Origin of the sequence: Brotaphodocola sp., assembly GCF_050873065.1 — a bacterium.
Classification (GTDB): Bacteria; Bacillota; Clostridia; order Lachnospirales; family Lachnospiraceae; genus Brotaphodocola.
In genome coordinates, this window is sequence record NZ_JBNMIC010000033.1 from 1 (window position 1) to 17287 (window position 17287).

Annotated in this window: 12 protein-coding genes; 1 reads left to right on the plus strand and 11 read right to left on the minus strand. The window is 49.2% G+C overall.

Annotated features, from left to right (window positions below):
- A partial coding sequence (locus tag ACR0QE_RS09475) for a D-alanyl-D-alanine carboxypeptidase family protein (protein WP_432628112.1) occupies positions 1 to 1168 on the minus strand: 1168 nt, incomplete at its 3' end.
- 218 nt (positions 1169 to 1386) lie between these two features.
- On the opposite strand from ACR0QE_RS09475, the gene ACR0QE_RS09480 reads away from it, so the two are divergent.
- Positions 1387 to 2352, plus strand: a complete 966-nt coding sequence (locus ACR0QE_RS09480; RefSeq protein WP_432628113.1) for an RluA family pseudouridine synthase — start codon at positions 1387 to 1389, stop codon at positions 2350 to 2352.
- Between the two features lie 2 nt (positions 2353 to 2354).
- Here ACR0QE_RS09480 and ACR0QE_RS09485 read toward each other — a convergent pair whose 3' ends face one another.
- The 10 genes from ACR0QE_RS09485 to ACR0QE_RS09530 form a co-directional block, all read right to left on the minus strand.
- Positions 2355 to 2795 carry an ATP-binding protein gene (locus ACR0QE_RS09485; RefSeq protein ID WP_432628114.1) on the minus strand — a complete coding sequence of 147 codons (441 nt, stop codon included), beginning with the start codon at positions 2793 to 2795 and terminating at the stop codon, positions 2355 to 2357.
- Between the two features lie 133 nt (positions 2796 to 2928).
- Positions 2929 to 3756: a hypothetical protein gene (locus tag ACR0QE_RS09490; RefSeq protein ID WP_432628115.1), complete on the minus strand. Its 828-nt coding sequence runs from the start codon at positions 3754 to 3756 to the stop codon at positions 2929 to 2931.
- Positions 3753 to 7901 carry a hypothetical protein gene (locus ACR0QE_RS09495; protein WP_432628116.1) on the minus strand — a complete coding sequence of 1383 codons (4149 nt, stop codon included), beginning with the start codon at positions 7899 to 7901 and terminating at the stop codon, positions 3753 to 3755. The genes ACR0QE_RS09490 and ACR0QE_RS09495 overlap by 4 nt, the downstream gene beginning before the upstream one ends.
- The gene (locus ACR0QE_RS09500) at positions 7898 to 8503 is read right to left on the minus strand and encodes a hypothetical protein (RefSeq protein WP_432628117.1); all 606 of its coding nucleotides are present in this window, start codon (positions 8501 to 8503) and stop codon (positions 7898 to 7900) included. The genes ACR0QE_RS09495 and ACR0QE_RS09500 overlap by 4 nt, the downstream gene beginning before the upstream one ends.
- Positions 8504 to 8689: 186 nt before the next feature.
- Positions 8690 to 9019 (minus strand): Mbov_0395 family pilin-like conjugal transfer protein, encoded by a 330-nt coding sequence (locus ACR0QE_RS09505; protein ID WP_432628118.1) that lies wholly within the window; start codon positions 9017 to 9019, stop codon positions 8690 to 8692.
- Between the two features lie 42 nt (positions 9020 to 9061).
- Entirely contained in the window at positions 9062 to 10132 is a 1071-nt protein-coding gene (locus tag ACR0QE_RS09510) for a hypothetical protein (protein ID WP_432628120.1), read from the minus strand.
- 2 nt (positions 10133 to 10134) lie between these two features.
- The gene (locus tag ACR0QE_RS09515; RefSeq protein WP_432628121.1) at positions 10135 to 10446 is read right to left on the minus strand and encodes a hypothetical protein; all 312 of its coding nucleotides are present in this window, start codon (positions 10444 to 10446) and stop codon (positions 10135 to 10137) included.
- 94 nt (positions 10447 to 10540) lie between these two features.
- A complete protein-coding gene (locus ACR0QE_RS09520) occupies positions 10541 to 11248 on the minus strand; it encodes a transporter substrate-binding domain-containing protein (RefSeq protein ID WP_432628122.1) in 708 nt (235 codons plus the stop codon).
- Between the two features lie 29 nt (positions 11249 to 11277).
- A complete protein-coding gene (locus tag ACR0QE_RS09525) occupies positions 11278 to 14160 on the minus strand; it encodes a VirB4 family type IV secretion system protein (protein ID WP_432628123.1) in 2883 nt (960 codons plus the stop codon).
- Positions 14161 to 14172: 12 nt separating this feature from the next.
- The gene (locus tag ACR0QE_RS09530) at positions 14173 to 17283 is read right to left on the minus strand and encodes an Mbov_0396 family ICE element transmembrane protein (protein ID WP_432628124.1); all 3111 of its coding nucleotides are present in this window, start codon (positions 17281 to 17283) and stop codon (positions 14173 to 14175) included.
- Between the last annotated feature and the right edge of the window lie 4 nt (positions 17284 to 17287).

Consider the following 17287-nt stretch of genomic DNA (forward strand, 5'->3'; position numbering starts at 1 on the left):
CTCCACGCCTGACCGGAGCATCAAGAATTTCCGGGATCTTGACCTCACGGATCACCTTTTCGCCCTCCTGAAGCAAGAGATACAGCGTTTTTTCTTCCTCTCCCGTGTCCGTATCCACGGTCACCACTTTTCCCTTCTCGGAACCCCTGACCGGGATCTGGCATCTCTCAAACGGCTGATAGCAGTCCTGATAGAAAAAATTCTGTTTTCCATATGAAAAAAGCATTCTCGCATCCTCCCACTTCCATGTGCGGTGCGGAGGCCATCCGCAGCCAAGCAGAGCCAGAACAAACATCCTCCCCTCACTCTCGAGCGCCGAGACATAACAGTATCCGGCTCCCCCGGTAAATCCGGTTTTCCCGGTCAGTACACCGTCCATCATCTGAAGAAAGGCATTGTGGTTCGCACAGTAATACGAACTCTTTCCCGACTGATCTGTGAATGTTTTGCTCGCACTCCTCGTGATCTTCAAAAACTCTTCCCGCTTCGGTGACTCCACGATGCAGTAGCGCAGAATCCGCGCAAGATCTGACGCCGTTGTACTGTGCACATGCTGATTTCCGTCCGCATCAGTTCCCATCGCATCAAGCCCGTTCGGAGTCACAAAAAACGTATTTTCACAGCCGATCGATTTCGCTTTCCGGTTCATTTTCTGTGCAAATGCTTCCACACTCCCAGCAAGATGCTCCGCGATCGCCACTGCCGAGTCATTATGGGACTCAAGCATCAGAGAGTAAAGAAGATCCTCGAGAAGAAACTGCTGGCCTGCATGGACGCCGAGACGGACTTTCGGCTGGGACGAGGCATTTGCGGAGATTTCACAGAAATCCGAGAGTTTTCCCTGTTCAAGTGCTAAGATGCAGGTCATAATCTTTGTTGTGCTCGCCATCGGGCGCGGAGTGTCCGCATCCTTCCCATAGAGCACTCTCCCGCTGCCCCCGTCGAGAAGAACCGCGGAGAGCGAATGGAGGAAAAGCGGATCCGAAGGATTGGGAACTGTATCTGTATTCATATTTACATCAGCTTGCGCCACTGTCTTCGGTGTCGTGAAAAGGATTGGTGTGTAACGCTGAGCCGGGCACCATCCCTCCATCCCCTGCGCCCCCCAGATTGCAAATCCAATCGTCACACCTGCCATCACCGCACAAAGACCCGTCTGAATTTTCATCGTCTTCGATTCCTTTCCGAGAGTCTGAACCAAATAAGCTAAGTCCAAGCCAAATAAATCTGTGAAAACAAATTCACTGCGTTATCACAACGTATTCTGGCTATTCTGCGGTTATTCTGCTATGATAAGATAAAACCAGGATAAAAATGGGCAAATATGAATACACGAAACTGTTGCGAATACGAAATTGAAAAATTAAAGAAAGGCTTTTTCTTGATATGAATAGACGAACATTTCTTTTTTCCTGTACAAAGGCAGGACAGACCGTCGAGGAACTTCTCCTTGAGAAAGGATTTTCAAGGCGGCTGATCATCCGCGTAAAACTTCTCTCTGACGGTCTTTGCATCGATGGGCAGAAAGTTTATATCACGCATTGCCTGAAAGGCGACGAGACTTTGACTGTCACACTCCCGGAAGAGACTGCCGACAGCAACGTCGTCCCGGTCCCGATGGATCTTGATATCCTGTTCGAAGATGAGGATCTGATGGTGATCAATAAGGCTCCCGGTGTCTCAATCCATCCGTCTCAGGGACATTTCTCAGATTCCCTCGCAAACGGAGTTGCCTGGTACTTTGCCCAAAGGGGAGAACCATTCACCTGCCGGATTGTCAACCGCCTCGACCGGGACACCAGCGGCCTGCTGATTTTTGCAAAAAATTCCCTCAGCAGCTGTATTCTCTCCGAGATGATCCGAAATCGTGAGATTCACCGGACGTACCTTGCCGGCTGCTGCGGCAACCTCGCCGATCTCTTAAAAGACGCCCCAAAAGGCATCACTGTCTCAGCAAAAGAAGAAAAAACACCGGAGGGCACGGTTCTCGTCTCCGGCCTCATTGATGCGCCGATCGCCCGCGTCTGCGATTCCGTGATTGCAAGAGAAGTAGATTTTGGGCGCGGCGAGTCCGCCCGCACCCATTTTGAACAGCTCTCCTACCTGCCGGAATTCGATCTTTCTGTCGCCCGGCTCACCCTGGACACCGGGCGCACACACCAGATCCGTGTCCACATGAAATACGCCCATCACCCATTACCCGGTGATTTTCTCTACCATCCGGATTTTCATCTGATCGGCAGACAATGTCTCCACTCCTGGAAGCTCTCCTTCTGTCATCCGATCACACAAAAACCGCTGTCGTTCACGGCAGCGGTTCCGGATGATATGAAATTTATGATTCAGATTTGAACTCAAGCCTTCTTTGTGTAAGAGATTCCAAATGACAGAATATTTGTTTTGTCCTTGTATACATAAGTGACCTCATCCATGAATTCCTTGACCATGAAAATCCCAAGGCCACCTGCCTGCCGTTCTTCAAGGTCCAGCTTCAGATCCGGATCCGGGCGTTCAAGCGGATTGAATTGCTTTCCGTGATCGCAGAACTGAACCCAGATCTGGTCCGGATCTGTCTTCGTCCAAAACCGGATTTCCGTCTCCCCCCGGTCAGGTTCATAGGCGTAGCTTGCAATATTGACAAAAATCTCTTCCACTGCCGTCTGAATGCGGACAGACGTCTTTTCGTCACAGCCGCAGTTCTTCAGTTCTCCCCCTATGAATTCCACAACCCTCTCATAATTTTCCAGTTCCGCCATGATCGCAAGGCTTTTTCTGTCATCCTTTTCGGCATTCATCCCCGGTCCTCCTTCTCTCAACCTCTTCATGGGTTCAAAATTCCGCCCAGTTTTCTTTCCCTCAGATTTCTTTTCCTCAGGCTTCTTTCCCTCAAGTTTCTTTGCTTTCCACTGTCATCAAATCTCAAGTCTATCACTGCCATGCACTTCGTATCATGTAGACACCCGCTCCGTTCTCCACGTGCAGTGAGAGGAAGACATCTCCGACCTGGACCTCTCCCTTTTCTGTCAGCCCATATGGATTATTCCCCTGCCAGCTTCCGTAAATCGCATCCGCAAGCTGTTCCGGCACATGGCTGATTTTCGCAAGCATCAGATAAAACATCGCATAATCATAGGTACTCGCCCTCGACACTCCATTCTTCCGGTTTCCGAGATTCGTGGAAACCCGAAGCTGGTAACCATCCGTTCTCGAATCCTGATACAGGGAAAGAAGAAGAGTCGTGGTATTCTGCGTATTCTGATAATACAGAGAACTCTGGGTGTTCTGGGCGGTTGTGCGGTAGTAACTGATGCTCTCATCATCGAGCTGAATCGATCTCGCATTTCCGAGGGCTGTCTGGATCCGCTTTCCCACGCGCTCGAGATCTGCCCGCATATCGCCCCAGCCTCTCATCTGGGATGCCGGCACAAAGCAGTCCGGGTAGGAGACACTTTCCTCCAAAATCACTCCGCTTCTCTGGCTCCAGCTTCCATTTCCGTCCACGAGATAGCCATCCGGAGTGAATCCTCCCTGCTGCGGGGTTCCGTCAGAAAGATAATAAATCCAGCCTCCCCCACTCTGTTTCCAGCCTGTTCCCGTGCTGCTTCCCCCCGTGGAAGACTGTCCGCTTCCACTGTCGGAGCGCGATGCCCCGGCAGTGATCGTGGTAGTCTGCGCAAACACCGGCATGGATCCGGTTGTCATAAGCAATCCACCCGTGAGTAAAAGAATCGCTGTCTGCTTTCTCATTCTTCTCATTGTTTTTCCCTCCGTTCCAATGCTTTTTTCATCACCTGTTCATAAAATGCATCTTTGTCCTTGATATCCGCCTCCGACACTTCCAGGATTTCAAAAAGTTTCTTCTTCTCCTTACTCCACTCGGCAACCTTTCGCGCACAGAATGTCTGATAATCCTTGAGTGCAGGCGGAAATACACTCATTCCTATCCGGATATAGTCAGCGTTTCTCTGATCCCCCACTTCCCGGTAAGAACTCTTCCAAAAATCTTGCGCCATAGGACCATTCATCAGCAAATAATCCCAGATATACTCATTTTCCAGAACCAGCTTTCCAAGAGCATCGATCTCCGGCTCTATCCTAAGCATTTTTGAAGTCTCATCAATTTCAACTTCCTTTTCAAACGCCTGATAGGAGAGATCGCGATTGTAAAGACTGTATGCAAGCGGATATGCCTTTGTGATCAGATTATAATCTTTTATCGCCTGTGCCCGCTTCTGTCTCCGCTCAAGCATCAGCTGCAGATTCTTCTTTTCATTCAGGTTCTCTTCATACTCAAAGAAGTCACTGGCACTGACTTTGATCTCCATCTGTGCAAGCAAAGTCTCCATCTTTTTCGTCCACTGATCTTCAGTGAGACCGCTCTGCGTCCTCATCTTTTTCACCATGTCATCGATCGTCAATGCAGTTTTTGTCTCCTGAGACTTCTGGGCCTGCGGTTCTCCCTGACTCTCTTTGCCTCCCGTGTAATACTGCTTCATCTCCGGCCGCTCGACGTAGAGACCGGCAAGGAGCGTTTCGATATCATCAACCGTATTGCAGGAATCGTATTGCTCTTCTATATTTCTGTTTTCCGGCACTTTCACCCCGGCAAGCGTTTCCAGTTCCGTCTTTACATTCTCACGATCCTGAACTTCCTTTTTCAGATACAGACTGTACTCACTCAGACGTGGTTCCGTGGAATTTGCAGGAATTCCGGCATTTACAAGCTGGAACTGCCATTCCTTGCTCGTCCATGGAGTCTGATCCCCGGATTCTTTCATACTCTCCAAAATCAGCTGACCCGGATTCTTGATCGCACTTGGATGTTCCTTCGCATCATAAACATTATCTTCCATCTGATCCGCCATCTTCCGCACCGCATAGTTCCCACGGTTTGAGTATCCGGTGAGCGAACAGTCCAGACTCAGATCTTCCGCAAGCTCATCCATCTCCCGCTTCCAGGTGCGCTCGGTATATCCATTTCGCTCCTGCAGGAATTTCACAAGATCATAATCCGATTTTCCGCTGATTTCATCAGAGCTTGGCCAATCACGACACAGCGAGAGAATCAGGGACTCCACCATCGTGCCACTCTTGCACTCTTTCTCCTGCATCGCCAGATCTTTGCTCAAAAGTCTGGAAAAGAACGTCCTCTTCTCCGCCTCGCCGTCATTCATCCCCTGAAGTGTCAGAAGCAATGCGCGCGCACTCCTCCATTCTTTTGCCCGCTCCCTGATCGCTGCCTCATAATCGATCACGGAAACCAGCTTTGGATTCTCCGTTTTTACCCGGTTCTCAATCTCGTCCCTGCTGAGTCCGCAGTCCGTATAGATCTCATCCCACACTTTCTGATCATCCTCGAGAATGCGTTTTTGAATATCCTGATCCGCAGAGATGTAAGCGGCAATCTTTTCCACTTCCTCCCGGTTCTTGCTCAGATTCAGATAAATCCAGTAATAAGTCTGCGTCTCCTTGCCCTTTTTCATATTTTGTTCCTGCTCATCGGTGCAGTTCATTCCCGAGAAATCGATATCCCGCAGGCGCATGCTCGAATTTTGGAGCGTTTTGAATCTGGAGTAAGTTTCCTCAAAATTCTTGTTCGTAAAATCCGGCCAGATGATCTTCGATATCTGAGACACCGCAGATCCGCCCGACTGGCTTGAAGCGCTCCTCGCAACCTGGGCTTTTAAATCCTGCACCAGCTCCTGCTGGTTCTTGGCGACTCCCTCAAACGTATTTTTCGCCACTCCAATCAGCAAAAAGAATTTTTCCACATCCTGATCGGTTTTCAATTCTTTCAGGATCGTATTGTACTGCTCAAATGCATATCGCGGAAAAGCATTCTCCGTTTCCAGATTCATGATTCCCGTGATGGTTCCTATCTGCCTGCGCGCCTCGATCTTCCGGTTCACGATGTCTCTCAAATAAGCCAGATAACTCTTTACGTGATCTGCGCTCACATCCTGAATTCCCATGTTCCTCAGCGTGCGTGAAAATACCGAGCCCGCTGCACTCAAATCCTTGTTGTCAAAGACCTCATTCATAAATTGTCTCTGCAGGCGATCGTTTAAATCAAATACAAACGACATCTGGTTGAGCTGTGCCTGTGCATCGTCAAGAGGAACCTGGTAAACTTTTGCCCGAAACTGATCAATGTCATCGTAGGAGTACTCATCTGTCTGGAACGCGATCACCCGGAACGCATTCCCCGACTCATCCGTATGAATTCCAAAACAGGGATACGGATAGATTTTGGAAACTCTTCCCGCCTTTTCCGCTGTCGTGCTCAGAGAATTCTTTGCATCTCCAAGTCCAAGATTGATCTTTAAAATTCCCTCGGCCGGACTTGCCAGATAAAGCCACTCTTTCTGATTCTTTATCATATACGCTGCCCGCACCGGATCGTAGTAGAAATCTGAACCAAGGCTCTCGGTACTTGTCGTCATCTCCTCATACGGAATTCCGCGCATCGTCACACTTCCCATCATCGCAGAGGGATTTCCATAATAGATGCCGTTCTCTCCGGTCATCAAAAGCAGAGGGGAGGAAGTCTTCTGGGTATCCGACTCGAGCATCAGGATCTTCTTTGCGCGATCCGGAATGACTGTCGCCACCAGATTTCTCAAGATTTTGATCAGATCATCCGACCAGCTGAACTGGCTTGCCTTTGCCTTCCACAAAATTTCCGTCTCCGTGACATTCAGCTTGCCATTTCTGATGTCATACTGATTCTGCGTGTACTCGACGACACCTTCTCTTGAGCTCGGTGCAAGGGAGCAGTCGTTTACCGTCTCCTTGCTGAAAAGAACATTCGTCGCCTTCGGGAAAGAAGTCCGGACTTCCTTGACAAAGAAAGCCGTCTCTGTACGCTCTTCCGTTCTTGTCCGGCTTACTTCATTTCCCTCATCGTCTGTTTCCGTCTCCGTGTACTCCACAGTAAAAGTTCTCTCCACCTCATCCTGCACCACCGTCGGCATCGCCGGCATAACATTGTTTTCAAAGGCAAATGCATTTGTTCCCATCTGTCCGATCGTATTTGCTTTTCCGGTGCTCTCCTGCTGTCCGGAATAAAATCCCACGAAAAATGTATTCAGGGATTTGAGCGCACCGGTATGTTTATCGCCCTGCTGAATATAGAGTCTGAGCAGCTCCGGATCGAGCGGAATTCCATATGCCTTCACCTCATTTTTTTCGGTCTTTGTCCTTCCGACATACAGATGGACAGGAAAACTGCTCTTATTAAAGACAAACACGCCAAACGTATCTTTATACTTATTTTTTAACGCTTCTGCCGTTCCCACTCTCTCGGCGATCTGCTTCTCTGAGGGCTTCCCCTCACCAAAAGAAATCACCTGACCATCCACGCTCATCCATTCATTGACGGCATTCTGATAGTTCTGATTCTCGCTCACAAAATAGTTCGCAGTCTCGTCACTCACCTGACTGTTCTCAACTGCAAAGTCCTCTCCCACATCTATGCTGAACACCCGGCAGTAGATCTGCGTCATATCATTCTCCGGGTCCGGCATTTTGGAGAGATCGATTCCGCCGCGGATATTGACCTCTTTCTTCGTGATGCAGAGGCGGATGTAGAAATATCCATTCTCATCCACCGTGATATCGGAAATCGTGTAGACATCTCCCGATCTCTCCCACGGCCGATCACTGCCGTTGAGGTTTTCATTTGCATATTTGTTATAATAACCGCTCGGACCGTACAGATAGGTGATTCTCTCGAGATAGTTTCTCAGGCAGTGGGACGTAGCCTCCTCTCCCTTATTCGCAAATGTGTAACCGTAGCCGTCATGATAGAATAAGAAAGAGCCGTTTCCCAGAATCTGGGTGTAAATCTTCTCGCAGAGAGGAAGCGCCTCGATCTCCTCGCTTGTGAGCTTGTCCGTCACCTTTTTCCTTCCGGAAGTTCCGACGCCTTGCTGACTCTCAGACGCTTCGCCGTCGTGTCCGAATCATCCTCCGTCACCACGTAGCTGACGACCACATCCTCGATCTTGTGATAGAGGACTTTATACTCCCTCGTCTCTGTGTTGTACTTCATCAGGACCGTGACCATCTGGTGAATATGATCTGCTGCTTCCTTCACATCCTCCATCGGACCTGCCGTTCCCTGCTCCGGCATCCCGCCAAGCCCACTCCCATCATCCAAGGCGTACAGCGCCTGATAGGCATAACAGGTTGTTTTATCATCTAAAAAGCCCAAAGACTGAAAATCGACCAATCCTTCCGGCAGGGGCGTTCCTGTCGGAAGCAGGTAGTAGGCATCTGTTCCGTCTACTGCATCGTACTTGTCACGATTCACCTGCGCAATCATCTTCATCATCTGCGTCTCGATCTCCATGTCCGGTGTCTTCTGTTCTCGTTTTTCGGGGACCCGGTAACTCAACTGCACGTTATCCGGATCAAAACTCTTCAGGATGGGGGAACAGGCCGTCAAAAGCGTCATGCTCATGACAAGCGTCATCGTCAAAATTCGTCTACCCATTTTCATCTGCCCTCATCCTCCTTCTGTTCTTTTCTCATTTTTTCTTTTTTCATTCGCAATCTTAAGACTTTGAAACTTTGAATCTTCGCAATCGCAGGCTTTTTCTTTGCCTGTGCAAATAGCAAAGGGACTGCCGCGGAACAGATGTCCACCGCAGCCCCTTGACAAATGAAGCTAAAACATAAATTTTTACTATTTAGCTGTTGGTATACTGTTGGTATACCAGGTTGTCATCTGGCTTACACCAATCTTCAGTGCTACAAGCAGAACAAAGATCAGGACGAAACCGATAATCGCATTTTTCAGTGCCTGTTTTGCCTTCTGCTGATCCTGCGGCTCCTCTGCCTTTGCAAGCTTTGCACCGAGCATAACACAATAGATTGCGCCGAGTGCTGCCACCAGCAAGATTGCCGGAGTGACAGCGGAGTCGATCAATTTGATGATCGGATCTGCAACCGCACCAAACGGGCTACTTGCTGCAGCGGTGGTGCTTGCTGTCAATAAGATAAGATTCATATTCATTGGATTTTCTCCTCTCTGGGTATCCCACCCCTGTTTTATTTATTATAAAATCTGCATATGCCGGCGCAGATAGAGCAGATATCCGCCCAGTCCCGCAACCAGCACTGCAAATATTATAATCTTCCCTAATGTCAGCCGGAATATCTCGTAACGCATCTGAACGCTGTAACTGCGCTCATTTCCCTTGGAGTCTCTCGCAATCACCCGATAGGCTCCTCCGCTTGTCAGCGCCCCTCCGGTAAGAGGTGCCAACTCTGATCCATTCTGCACCAGAATCTCACAGTCCTCCTCAAGTGCCGAGATCTTTAACGGCGGTTTCACCGGTCCCTGATCAATCGGCTTTGAAAACTGAAGCTCCGGCGCCTCGCGATCCAGCTCAAATTTCAGCGAATAGACCGCCTGCGGATCCGTCTTCGAGATAAATTTCATGTTCCATTCTCCATCCTCATCAAGAAGAATGAGGCTGGTGCTTTCTGTTTTCTGTTTTCCATTGCAGGTAATCTCGGCTGCCTCAAATCCGTAAGGAATCTCAACCTCCGAGAGCTGATTTGTCGAAGTCTCACAAATCTGAAAACTGATCGGCAGCTCATAGAAGACCGGGAGTTTTTCATCCTGAATGTCTCCCGTCTGCAAAGTCAGCTCATAGTTTCCAGGTTCGGAAAAACTCATTTTTTCCGATGGTTCAAGATACTTTCCATCCCGCTCAACGCGAAAGGTATAGACATCCTCCGATAACTCCAAAGAGACGGTTTTCGTCGCAACCGCTCCAACCGGAACGCTGCTGGAAAACCAGGTATCCCCCGGAAGCAGATAGCGGAATCCGTTTCCATCCGGGTCTTTTACGACTTCCACATCCGAGAGTTTTAGCTCCTGTGCAGTGACTTCTCCCTGATCGTCTCCGATCTCACCGGAGAAATCAGAATCAAAATTTTCATCCGGATCAATGGAACCCGAAAGATCTGAATCATCCGGAAGTCCCATTGAGCGGAGCATATCCGGCGTAACTCCGGCAGGTTCCTCCATCGCATACACCGCTTTGAGGTGTGCGCCCCCGACTGTCATCAAAAGCCCCACCAAAAAACTGACTGTCCTATACCGAATCTCTCTGTTCATCGCTATCGTTCCAATCCGGCCCCGCGTTCTTTCTGGGCCATTTGTTCTTTCTGGTACTCCGCCTCTCTCTGTTTCTTCCACTGTTCGCGTTTCTCATCCATCGACTTTAAATACTGTTCGCCTCTGGAAAGTGCCTCCTCCCGCTCAAGCTGGGCGTAAGTGATGCGAACTCTGTGTGGATTATCGGGCTGATGTGTCTTACCGCCCGCTTCCGGCGTGTATCCGTACTTTTCCCGGTACACTTTTTCCTCTTTCAGGGCGGAAAGCTCCTTCGACCAGAGCGCCCTGTTCTTGGCACTGTCAAAATAGGCCATCCAATCCTCCCCTTCCCTCTGACTGTTTCTTTTTTCGTCTTTTTATGCTCTTATCCGCATCTTTAGTGTCCGCATTTTTTAGAGGCTGTGCAGGTTACTGCTGCTCGGACTCTTTTGCCATCTGTCCAATCTGTTCTGCAATGACAAGCCCCAGTCTTCTGTCCGCGGCTCTCGTCACCATCGCATACGACAGGGGTTCGCTTCCGACAAGATCCTGCATCTGCACCGCTGAGGATGCATCTGCAAGACTCAAGGCCTCATCCTCCAGACACACATAGCCCTGAAGAGCACCCTGGACAATCGCACTCTGCGCTTTCTCAGCGCTGACTCCGACGAAATTCACATCGGAGGCTTCCTTCGTCCAGTTGAAGGCGTCATCCGGCACTGCATGCGTCACTGCAAGCATCCGGCCCCGAAAGGCCTCGATGCTGTCCGAGTAATCTCCTCGCGCCGTCACAACATACCAGTTTTCCTGAAGATAGGGTTCTGACATGGAAAGTCCCTGATCCAGTTCCTTTCCCGTCACAATCCCGCCGACTGCCAGGTCTGCCTGATTGTTCTCTACAAGCTGGATCCCGTCCTCTCCCGGCTCCACATTCACATAGGTGAGTGTGACGCCAAGACGGTTTGCCACCCTGTCACAGAGCGCCTGACCAGCTTCATCCTCCTCGCAAAGGGCAACCTTTAATTCCCCGGCGCCCTGAATCCTGCTGATATCGTCCTTCTTCTGACATCCCGTCGCCGAGATTACAAGAAGTCCCGTCATCAGCACACTCATGCCCCATTTTCCGTATGGTATCATATCTGTCCTCCACTTTCTCTAAATCAGGATTACATGGTGAACATCCGCTCAATGTCCTCTCCTGCCACAATATCCACACAACAACGTTCCTGCGGAGCGGTAATCAAGAATGCTCTGCCTCGTCCGTTGTTGACGATGTCCTCCTGCTCACTCTCATTGATCGCGCCCGCTTTTTCATAAAGGCGGACCAGATCATGCATATCGTTCGGAGAGAGCGGGAAAATAAAGGAGTACTGGCTCGCATTGATGATTGCCGTGGACTTTCTCGCAAGCTCCTCCGTTCCCACGAAATCCTTGATATTCTGCGTGATAACGATCTGCATTCCGTTGTACTTACGAATACGTTTTGCAAGCTGGTACATAAAGTCCAGAGCAATCGGGTACTTGCTGTCGATGAAGACATGAGCCTCATCGATTACCACGATGATCTTGCGGTTTGCATGATACTTTAAGTTATAATCACGGTTCTTGATGATCTCATTATCCAGCCACTTCAGTACCAGGAGCATCTGCGCATTTGCAATCATGTTGTTCTTGTTCGCAAGCAGGGACTGGAAGTTGAACACGATAAAGTTCTCGTTCGTCGAGATCGAAGCCTCACCGTTCCAGAGACTGGAATTTCGTCCTCCGGTCGCAAACTTGGAAATGTAGTTTAAGAGCACACGAAGGTTTTTCTTGCTGTAATCTCCGCTCGCCGACTGGAAATCGCCAAGAATCTTCTCATACAGATCATCAAAGATCGGATAATCCGCCGGTGTCAGCTGGCTTAAATCGGTGCTTGAATCAATTCCCTTCTCTTCGTAGAGACGGATCGTGATGTTGTTTAAATACTCCAGAGCATCTGAATCGATTCCCGGGAGAATCTGGCGGTAAAACTCCTCCAGAAACTGAAGATGCACATTCAGGCTGTTGTTCTCCGCCTCCTCCTCGTCATCCTCCTCATCCGTCAGACTCGTGATGATATGGAACGGATTGAGTCGTCCCTGTGATGCAGTTCCGACATCGATGATCTTTCCGTCGAGATTCTCTGCCATCTTCTGATACTCGTTCTCCGGATCCAGAATGAAGATCTTGCTGTTCTCTGCGGCGAGATGACTCAGGATCGTCTTCGTCGCATAAGACTTACCGGAACCGGACTTTCCGATGATAACCATGTTGCTGTTGACACGCTCGCTGTCTCTCTGGAAGAAGTTGACAAACGCCGGAATTCCTCCGGAATTTCCGATGTAGATGCCATCCTTGTCCATCAGATGCTTGTAGACAAACGGAAAGACCGCTGCAACGGAACTTGAGTGGATTCCCTGAGCCGAATTGCTGAGCGCATCATTTGCGGAAACCATCGCCGAGGTGTACGCCTCAAACTGCTGCATAAACATATCATTCAGGCGGAATCCATCCTCGGAGAGCGCCTGACGAAGCTGCTTTTTGAGTTTCGGCATCGGCTTTTTCCGATTCAGTCCCGTCTTTGCCGCGCTCTTATCGACACGGTACTTTTCTAACTCCTGACTGTATTCATAATCATAGGCGGTCAGATAAATATCCACGGAGAAGAGCGTCTCATTGTCTCCCTGAAGGCGTTTGAGCACCTCACTCAGAGTATCCAAGTGGGTCGACAATTCCATGATTCGGCTGGCTTTCGCCGTGTGATTTGCCTGTTCCTGAAGTTCCTCGATCGCCCGGTCGATCTTCCGGATGCTCTTATAGCGGTCCATCGGCCGAAGCATCATGACTGCACGCGTGCTCGGCATATTAAAGATCTTGTGTCCCCACGCATTTGAGACCATCGTCGGATAACGGCTGATCTTCAGATTGTGGGTGATTAGATGATCGTATGTCACTGTTCGCGGAGTGAAGGTAATCTTTTTCGGAAGAATCCAATCTAAGTACTCCTCCGGTTTCAGGCGATAAGCCTCTCTCTCATTGAAATTCTGCGAATAATTATATTTCAGGAAAATGGCAAGTTCAACTCCCTTGAGCTGATGACACTTCATATCGTAATTGGAGAAAACCTTGCTGGCGTTTTCAATCTGTTCCTTGAGCATATCCCGGTCTTTGTGATAAAAGACCAGATAATGAAACGGAATGTAAACCTTGTCTTCCGTGTTGAAACGTTTAATCATTGCAATTCGGTCTTCAATGATTCCGATTCTCTTTGTCAGCTCCTCATCGTCAAGAAGTCCATTTAAGTATGCCTCTTTTAAATCGTTCTTCTTTTTCTCCTCAGACCGCACATACTCATCGTAAATGACCGGACGGTCCAGCTTGACGAGGGACGCGTTCTCACTCATCGTCAGAGTCCGGAGCACGGAGCTGAACATTCGATCAATCATCGCATTCTGCTTCGATGCCGTCATGAAACGGAATTCCACAGACGGAATCTCTAACACCACCGCCGAATATGCCTTTCCGTACTCAATGAACTCCCCGTTGATTCCCGTAAACGGAGTGATTTCTTTCACAGTCGGAGCCGGCTTTTCTTTGCGTTTTTTCGCTTTCTTTGCCGATTTCTTTGTCGCTCCTCCCGCAACTCCTGCACGTTTCTTTCTCTTTCCGATTTTTCTCTTCTTTTTTTGTGTTTCCTCGTTCTCTTCGTCCTCTGTCTGCTCCGTCTCCTCCGACGGTTTTTCCTCTTCTTCCTCCGCTGCCTGATCCTGTTCTCCAAATACCTTATATCTCGCCAGATACTTGAGACCATAATAGATACTCATGTAGACTTTCTCATCATCCAGCGGCATGACAAGAGCCACAGTCAGGACAATTGCTATACAGAAAAAGAAGAGATGAAAGGGAAGATCCGATAGGAGAAGTGCGGTTGACAGACAGCCTCCCGCCGCCAGCACCAGCACATCCAGCAGATCGATTCCCTTGAAAAATTCCATTTTAACATTTGTATTTTTTGGTATAATCCTCATGCTGTTAATCCCCTACTTTTTTTCTTCGTCCTTTTTTTCTTCATTCTCAAAGGTATCATAATTTTTATACATACCACCGAGAGCGGTCTTTGTATGGTACTTGCCATCCTCGCCCTTCTTTCTGTGAATTCCGAGAGCGCTCAGATCTTTCAGCTGACGATGGCCATCTTTTCCCATATCCATATGAAGTCCGATCATTCCGAGATCCGTCAGCTTCCGATGACCGTCCTTACCAACTTTCATGTGAAGTCCGATTGCTCCGACATCTGTCAGCTTTTTTTCTCCGGTCTTCATATCTGCATGAACCTTGCATCCGAGCACCTTGACCCTTGAAGTATGCATCTTTCCATCAGTTCCTCTCATTCTCGATATCGAACCAATGCCAAAGTCTACCTTGTTGATCTTTCCACCTGAGAATCTCATTCCCATACCGAACAACTTGATCTCCTTGCCCTTCGGTCCGGTCTCGAAGCTGAACATACGTCCAATGTTGAACTTTCTCGAGGTTCCGGTGATGTTGTTCTTCGAATCGCGGTACGTGTAAGTCTGAATAAGACCGCCGAGAACGCTCGAAGACAGTTTCTTTTTCTGTTTTATGCTCGGCTCAAAGAACGGTTTCTGTTCTCCGCCTGAAGCCGGCTTCTCGGAATTTTCCGCCTCTTCAAGGCTCTCCGATTCATTGACATTCTGCGTTTTCTTAAAATTCTCCGGTTCTCTGGATCCAGATTCGTCAAGCTCCTCAATCGGTTCCGCATTCTCCGGTCCTCTGAAGTCTTCCGGCTCACTGATGTTTTCAGGCTCACTGAAGCGCTCTGACTGATCTGACTGATCAAAGCTCTGATCGCCCTCGTTCGATTCGCTCTCACTCATGCCTGAGCTTTCTTCCTCCTCGTCATCCATCTCATAATCATTGATGGATGTCAGCTCGTTCTCACCGAAATGATCACTCTCTTCAAAGTGCTGATCGCCCCCGTTCGATTCGCTCTCGCTCTTGCCTGAGCTTTCCTCCTCGTCATCCATCTCATAATCATTGATGGAGGTCAGCTCGTTCTCACCGAAATGATTGTTCTCCTCAAAGCTCTGATCGCTCTCGTTCGGTTCGCCCTCACTCTTGCCTGAGCTTTCTTCCTCCTCGTCATCCATCTCATAGTCATTGATGGAGGTCATCTCATTCTCACCGAAATGATCACTCTCTTCAAAGTGCTGACTGTTCTCCTTGTCCTCATCCATCTTGCCGGACAGATCCGTCATCTCAATACCCATGTCGGAATCTTCCGCCTCTGCCTTAGACTTCTTAGAGCCGAACAGACTGCTCATCAGACTGCTCTTTTGTGTCTTCGGAATATTTGCCGCCGCGACGCTTCCAAGCTGTCTGCTGCCATCAAATGCCCCCGGCTGCTGGCCTCCCGCAAGCTCCAGTTTGTTTGAACCACCTAAGCCGCCTGACATTCCCAAGTCGGCTGGCATTCCAGACCTTCCCGAAACTCCGGAAGTACCCGAAACTCTGGAAGTACCTGCGGTTCCCGAAGTACCCGACACCCCGGAAGTACTTGACATTCCAGAACCACTCGATATTCCAGAGTTGCCTGCAAACGCAGAATATCCTGCAATTCCCGGAATTTCGCCACCACTTCTCGAATAAGAAGATCCACCGCCGTCAAACTTGTTCTCAGAACCTCCGCTTCCGCTGCTGTCCTCATCACCAAAACTACCCTTATTGCTCGCATCACCAGGCTTCAGAAGACCCGTAGCTGCCTTGAGACCACTCCATCCGGCCTCCAGACCGACCTTTCCAGCCATTTTTGCAAGGCCAAATCCAACACCCGCTGCCACACTCGCCGTCTGTGCCTCCGCGCTTCCGGCGCTCTCGCTGAGCAGTCCCGTAATCATATTTCCAGACTTGAGAATCGCCCAGGCACCGCCCACTAAAAAGAGCATCCTGCACAGATAGTCAAACTCGACACTGTTCTTTGACATTCTCAGCGTACTGTCCATGATCGCCGGGCACAACATCACGTACAGCTGCATCGCAACCACCATACCGAAGCCGGAAAAACATTTTCCGATAAAGAGTTCTCTCCACTTTCCAAAACGCTCCCCGTCATCGAGCGGAATCATCGCTACAAAAAACGGCGATGCCAGATAGAGAACCAGCATATCCATGAGTCTCTGCACGAAGACGATCAGGCAGGCTCCCATGATGATCAGAAGAAAAATTGCAAGAACATATCCAATCAGGAAATCCATCTTTGCAAGATCAAAATTGAGCTCCACATCACTGACATTCGTGAAATCATAAATCTTGAAATTCTGTCCATCCGGACATTTACTGTAATAATAACCACGTCGAATCTCATCCGTGACCCCGACCATCTGCGACTTGCTGACGTTGTAATCCGCTATTTTGCACGCGTCAAGCGAGGCCATCGCAAACACCATTCTCCCGAGGCTCGTCGCTGCGCCTCCCTTTGTAGCCGTCATCGCCAGATCAATTCCCGCAAGAATCGCAGATGCCAGTTTCACAATGAACATCAGCACAAGCTGTACCGTAAACAGGTTGACCACAGAGCGGAACAGTGAACTGAGCACACGGGACACCGGTCTCCTTCCCTCAAAATCCAGATCAAAGGAAGAACGCGCCACCGCAATCGTCGCAAACAGAAGTGCCAGCGTCAGACCGATAAAGTTCAGCATCCAGTATGCTTTATTGATCGCATCAAAGGAAAAGAACGCCTCTGTGATCGGCATGGAGGTGTAGCCTCCACTCGATGTGCCGTTGAAAGCTCCAAATGCCCTTGCCCAGACCGTGGAGCCTGCAAGTTTCACCTCAACATTATCCAGACCAATGATGATGCGAAACGCCTTTTCCATGTAATCGACAAGTTTTAGCAGTTCCGCCATAATGCTGTATAAAATTCCGCTCAGGACTGTTTTCAGCAGATCGAGGAGAATCTCAAAGATCGGCACCGCCACACTCTTTAAAATCGGAGTCAGAACCGTATTGAACAGCCAGCTGAATACCTTGCTTAAAAGACTTCCGAGAAAGGTAACGATCGGTTTTAAGATTGCATTCAACAGCTTGTTGACCAGCGAATCCCAAAAGCCAATATAAATGAATTGCATTCTG